The following is a 6,048-nucleotide window of genomic DNA, read 5'->3' on the forward strand; positions in this document are numbered from 1 at the left end:
AGGGAAAGCGCTCGACCAATGGGCTTATCAGCATGGTGTGATTTTAAAATTAATCCAGGCAGGAAAACCGACACAAAATGCTTATATTGAAAGTTTTAATGGTAAGTTCAGAGATGAATGTTTAAACGAGCACTGGTTTAGGGATTTGAGTCATGCTCGTGACCTAATCAGCCTCTGGCGAATGGATTACAATGAAAATCGCCCCCACTCAGCTCTGGGTTACTTAACTCCTTCTGAGTTTGCAGCGACAACAAGAACGGCACGAAACAGTGGTAATTTAACAAGCATTACTAATGAAGTTTTGGATTAGTTCTCGGGGGCAGGTCAATAGATGTGTATTTCATATTAGGTTGAAAGAATGGCGTTCGGTAAGCTTTGACACCGCTCAGCATAGAGATGACTCTGGCAATCTAACTTTAATTCACGCTTATGCTATGACGGTTTATAGCTCACAAGGCATTACTGTAAACGGAGATACTTTGATCCTATACAATTCAGGGATGGGGAGGGAATCAACATATGTTTCTGGATCTAGACACAGGAACAATTGTTACTTTTTCCTGAACGTCATGGATATAGAAGACGCTTTGATAACAAAGAAAACAAGTAGAGACTTTCAACTAAAGATGTTTTCTTCCTTTATGAATCAGGAAAGAAAATCTATGCTGGCTATAAGTCACCTTGATCTAAAACCAACTGAAATACATTCTAAACATATTGAGAGACAATAAATTCAGTGAACTTTCAGGTCAAATAAAAACATATAAAATTGATTTACATCATACACATAAGCGTTAAAGTATACTTGTGTGTATGATGTTAAAGAATATATAATTTATTCGCGAGTATAGAGTTCAATACGATCAAATGTTTCTCTATAATCAAGTATTTTATGTCTAAGATTTAAAAAGTCATCAAAGTTAAACTCTGTCTCTTTCTTGCTATTTTTTAAAACATACTTACCTTGAATGCAACTTTTTTCCATAGCGTGAGCCAGTTGATTTCTTGGAACTAAAATAGATTGAGGATAATCAGACAATAAGTTTATATATGGGTAAAGCCTTTCGTCATCAATATCATTCAGAATTTTTATAAGTACTTGAATCTTAGGCTGACTACTTAGTAAACTTGAATATTCATAAATTTCTTTATTGCTGCCCAAGTTTTTTATTTTATTCAGTGAGTTTTCATGGTAAGAACTTGTTGTATCTATAATCTCATTAATATATTTTTCTTTATCAACTTTATCTAATAATCTATGGAAAAGATTATCTATAATATGATCAAAATCAGCTACAGCTGCTAGATAAAGTCCTCTCATTTGATTCAAATCAAGAACTTTACGCAATCTTGATTCAATGATATAAGTTAGATTAGCTGGTAGATCGTTCCTATTATAACAATAAACGCCATCAACACTTATCTTACTTCGAAGTTTAGCTGGTGTTTCACTACTATAAAAAACTATATCTGTAGCCGTACAATAGCGACGAATAACCTTAATCAGATCACTACCGTCTTTGTCACTCTCTTTTAGTTTATAATCTACAACTAAAAGATCATAATCATTATTTTGAAAGAGCTTTTTTATAGTAGTTTCACTGCCGACATCTTGCCGACAATCCAAACATAGCTCAAACCCCATTCTTGCCAATTTTATCTTGATATGTTCCTGAGCTGAAGACACATTTTTAGGTCGATCATCAAACCATAACACATTATATTTTAATTTCATTTTGCAAACCTAATTATAAATTTAGCACCACCTTCATATGTTGGGTCAGCTTCAATACTCCCCCCCATTTCATTGATAACTTGCTTGACATGATACAAACCCAGGCCTGAACCATCAGTTGTTGTAACACCCATATCAAATATACTGTTTATGTCTAATTTTAAATGTTGTGCAAAGCCAAAACCGTCATCATAAATTTCAATTTTCATCCTTTTCTTTTCGTCAATGGCCGAAGAAAAGGTTATTTTAGTACAACCAGTGTTTGGCTTGGATGCATTATGAACTAAGTTATCAACAACCAGCATTACCTCTAAAGGCATGAATGTCATATCCCAAGAATTCCCATCACTAATCCACTCTACGCTTATATCTGGTGAATACTTGCTTACTACCTCTTCCAAATATTCTTTTGCAAAAAATATTAAGTCTTCATCAATCTCTTCCGCACTAAGCCTATAATCTGCAACTGTAGCTATCCTTGAAACCGTTAAAATTTGCTGGTTCTTGAAGCTTATTGATTCTAATATTTGACTAATTTCTTGCGTAGAGAATTCCTTACCTGATCTTAAGCTATCTAGCTTTAATTGAATTAAGTGATTAATGCTTGAAGAATATATTCCGATCTGATGGTGAAAATTACGCACCGTATCTATATCTACTGAAGAGGCTTTTTTTAAAAAAAGTGAACGCTTCTTTTCTTCCTGTAAAGCTTCCTCAACAATTTCTAATTTCTCAACATTATCGTCTAAGCTTTTCTGTAACTCCTTATTTTTTTCCAACTCAATAAGCTTAGCTTCTCTCTCTCTTCGAGCCTCTTCCTCTGCTTTTAGTCTTAGCTTTCTCTCAAGCTCAGCTTCTATCCTTGACTGCTCCTCTGCTTCTTTTAATTCACGATACTGATTTAAAGCAATTTCTATTCTTTCTTGAAGTGATTCACTGCCAGATTTGGATACAAACTGCTGCAAATCTGAAATAACCTCAGAAAAGTTACTATTGCGAACACTTACTATATCAACTAATCGTTCACTATAATCTAGGACCTCGACATCTTTAGACGATGCGAGCTTAGATATCACTTTAACGACTCTCGACTTGCCTTGATCGGTTAATATTCTGGATAAATCGTCAGATTCAGCGTCAAGTTTATCTGGCCAAGAGACTTTAGTAACATACGCCTCTAGTCTCTTTAGTGCATGATCATAAAAGAATTTAAACAATTCTTTTGAAGAAGGAGTAACCACAAATCCCTTATCTCGGCTACTTGCTTCTTTAAAGCGATTTGAATCACCAACAACATCTATAATCCCTAATATCTCTCGTGTACCGAGATAGCGGCCATAACCCTGTGTTTTTCTAGAGTTTAGCCCTAAAGAATCATCACTAGGCTCACCAATAGGAAATACTCTAAAGCCATTATTAAATAAGAATACAGAACCAAATTGAGTACTATGTATTCCCATTGCTCTTGTAAAGTTGTTTTTCGCAGCAGTATTCATATAATACAGCTCTATTGAAACATTTGAATCTGACAATAAATAATATTGATTTTTTTCCTTTATTTTGTAAACAAGTTCACCACGGTCAATTAAACTTGTCTCTACAAAACCACCGCAGTCAGAAATATCAACTTTAATTCTAGTTGTTTTTTCAGCTATTTTTTCGAACACTAAATTCTTAACTTTACCATTAACACTATCAATATATGGTGAATTAAAGTCTATTTCTTTACTTTCTATTTTTTCAAGATTTTCTTTGTCTTTATTTAACTCTTTCGGTGCTGATATTATAACGTCAAAATCGTTTTTCATTCCAAACGGATCGATTAATTTAGCTAAAGCAGACTTTAATCTTTTAAGCTTATTTCTTGACCAGCTTTCTTTATCTCTTAGGTTGCTAATTGCTAGAAGCGTACCAGATTCCTTTATTTTCAATCTTGACTCTTTGGGATAGTTAAACTCATCAACTTTTCTGTAGCCAACATTTATTGATTCAAACTTATCTCTCTGGTCTTTCTCAAAGTCATCCCAACTAAGACTTATTTGATGTACACTTTCACATTCACTAGTTTTAGTCTGTATTACTAATTCACATCCTAATCGATCACATGAAAACCTACCGACTCCTTTGTTTCCAGCATAGTGAACTCGCTTTGCTCTCAAGTTAGATCTATAATCTTTTGAAAGTGAAATATCTTCAGAATCATCAGCTTTGGCTGAATAAGCCACAAAGAGCCACTTATTGACCAAATCATCATAAGACATACCTTTCCCATTATCAGAAATAACAATCTCATCATCCAGAAATGTAATTTCAACATTATCGGCATAGGCATCAAATGCATTTTTCACAAGTTCAAAAATGGCAACAAAATCATCTGTTATAAGATCTTTACCAATAATACTTTTTAGACCAGAACTAACCTGAAACTTCACTTTATTATCCTTTGTCAAAGAGCTTTCTAATAGTAATCCCCAACGCTTCTGCTAATAATGGCGGTACAGCGTTTCCAATTTGAGTATAACGTGGACACTCCATAGTTCTTCGCTCACCACCTGTTGTATATTTACCTCTGATACGGAAACTGTCAGGGAATGACTGGATTCTAGCCATTTCTCTAACTGTCAATATTCTTGGTTCACAATAATGTAATAAGTCATCGGGTAAAGTAGTAAGTGTTTTGGAGGGTTCGTTAGCATTAAGAACTGTTATTGCCTGTTTCTTTGTTCCTATTTGCTCTCTCATTGAGTCATTCAAACTTATTCCTGGCTTACATATTTTTTGAATTTTCTTAAATTTTTCTATTGTTGTATCACGGTGTCTTGCTAGTCTAAGACTATTTGGAGATCGTCCATCAGATCCACTACGCATAACTTTTAGATAAGATGATTGCTTTCTAGTTTTTTTATAATCGATTTTCTTAAATCCGTTACTTTCACTACCTGAATGATAAGCTAAACCATTGGTAGAGACTAGTAAGTCTCCAATTGCTTCACTGACTTTTATATGCCTCAAAGGTAATTTCTTACTTAGTAAAAAATCTCGCCTTGTGTTTGAAATGATAGAAAAAGGGTTAAAGTCTTTACTTGAAATTAATTCTCTCTTTACTGCAATCATGATAAAACGCGTACGATTTTGTGGAACTCCAAAATCTGCACTACAGATATAATCATGAAATACTTTATAACCCAATTTTTCTAATTTGGCTTTTACAACCATTGAGTACGGTTTCTTACTAGAGTTTTTAAATGATGAATCAAATCCTTTTACATTCTCTAATAAAATAAATTTTGGTGACACGATCTCAACCATCTTAATATATTCTTCAGATAGTTTATTTCTCGGATCTTTCTCATTCCTTTTTCCAGCTAATGAAAATCCCTGACAAGGTGGACCTCCAGCAATAAGGTCAACATGCCCTCTTAGTGAAACAAGTTCTTTTTTATGCTTTTCAAGCACGTCTTGAATAGTAGCCTCTTCTATCGGCAGCCATTCAGGCCAATCAAAATGAGAATCTTTATTGTCAATTAAGTTATGTTTAAAAGTGGAAAACGCCATAGGATCTTTTTCTATAGCAAAAACACCTTGCCAACCAGCATTTCTGAGTCCAAGTGATAGTCCTCCACACCCAGAAAAAAGGTCAATGTACTTACCTTTGCTACTATCACTGCGCTGCTTTGTACTCACTTAAAAGTCTCTATTTCTTAGATATATAACGATATTACAATTATACCTGGATCCTTCATAGTTACCAGGTTATCGACGTCTAAAAATTATGACCTGCATCCTGTAATTAAGAGGGGAAGGGAACATCTCATGATGTGGTTACATGAATGGTTACCTTAAAAACAAATAACTTTAATTAAAAATACAACTTGCTGATTTAAAATAAAAAACAATAACCAATACATATTAAGATCTAGAACATAGAATAAGGTTTTGACCTTAATCTCTTGCCTCAAAGCCCTGCCATGCGGGCAATGTAGATCAGATAAGGAGCGGTTGACCGATCTTTCTGATAAGAGACAATCGGAGACCTGTTTATAGGTCTTCGATTTTTTATGTCTATCCAAAATTGTTTTGCCGACTTTCTTGAAGAAAGTCCGATTGATGTCGCTCAGCTAACCACCTTCTCTGAGCATATTCCTGATGAGTGGATTGCTAAAGCGGCAGCACTTTCCGATAAAGCGACTATACGTCGACGTCGCTTGCCTAGTGATATGGTTCTTTGGCTTATTGTTGGAATGGCGTTTTTTCGCAATGAGCCTATTGCAGAAGTCGCACGACGAATGAATGTGTGTGCCGAGGGGTTAGCC

5 protein-coding genes are annotated in these 6,048 nt (G+C 34.6%); 2 read left to right on the forward strand and 3 right to left on the reverse strand.

The window, feature by feature from the left end; all coding sequences use genetic code 11:
• On the forward strand, window positions 1–310 hold a 310-nt coding region (locus tag BLS03_RS24945), incomplete at its 5' end, for an integrase core domain-containing protein (protein ID WP_143015700.1).
• Window positions 311–835: 525 nt separating this feature from the next.
• Here the strand turns inward: BLS03_RS24945 and BLS03_RS24955 are convergent.
• The 3 genes from BLS03_RS24955 to BLS03_RS24965 are packed head-to-tail and all read right to left on the reverse strand — an operon-like array spanning window position 836 to window position 5,419.
• The gene (locus BLS03_RS24955) at window positions 836–1,735 is read right to left on the reverse strand and encodes a response regulator (protein ID WP_093279545.1); all 900 of its coding nucleotides are present in this window, start codon (window positions 1,733–1,735) and stop codon (window positions 836–838) included.
• Window positions 1,732–4,167 (reverse strand): ATP-binding protein, encoded by a 2,436-nt coding sequence (locus BLS03_RS24960; RefSeq protein ID WP_176765698.1) that lies wholly within the window; start codon window positions 4,165–4,167, stop codon window positions 1,732–1,734. The genes BLS03_RS24955 and BLS03_RS24960 overlap by 4 nt, the downstream gene beginning before the upstream one ends.
• 4 nt (window positions 4,168–4,171) lie before the next feature.
• A complete protein-coding gene (locus BLS03_RS24965) occupies window positions 4,172–5,419 on the reverse strand; it encodes a DNA cytosine methyltransferase (RefSeq protein ID WP_093279547.1) in 1,248 nt (415 codons plus the stop codon).
• Between the two features lie 374 nt (window positions 5,420–5,793).
• Between BLS03_RS24965 and BLS03_RS24970 the strand changes: the two genes are divergently transcribed.
• Window positions 5,794–6,048, forward strand: a 255-nt coding sequence (locus BLS03_RS24970) for a transposase domain-containing protein (RefSeq protein ID WP_176765542.1), incomplete at its 3' end; no start/stop codon positions are given.

This window comes from Vibrio xiamenensis, from assembly GCF_900100015.1.
Lineage (GTDB): Bacteria > Pseudomonadota > Gammaproteobacteria > Enterobacterales > Vibrionaceae > Vibrio > Vibrio xiamenensis.

What these genes read in the sequence shown, in the direction of transcription:
- BLS03_RS24955 (WP_093279545.1), bottom strand. Translation starts at nt 1,735, where the DNA reads ATGAAATTAAAATATAATGTGTTATGGTTTGATGATCGACCTAAAAAT.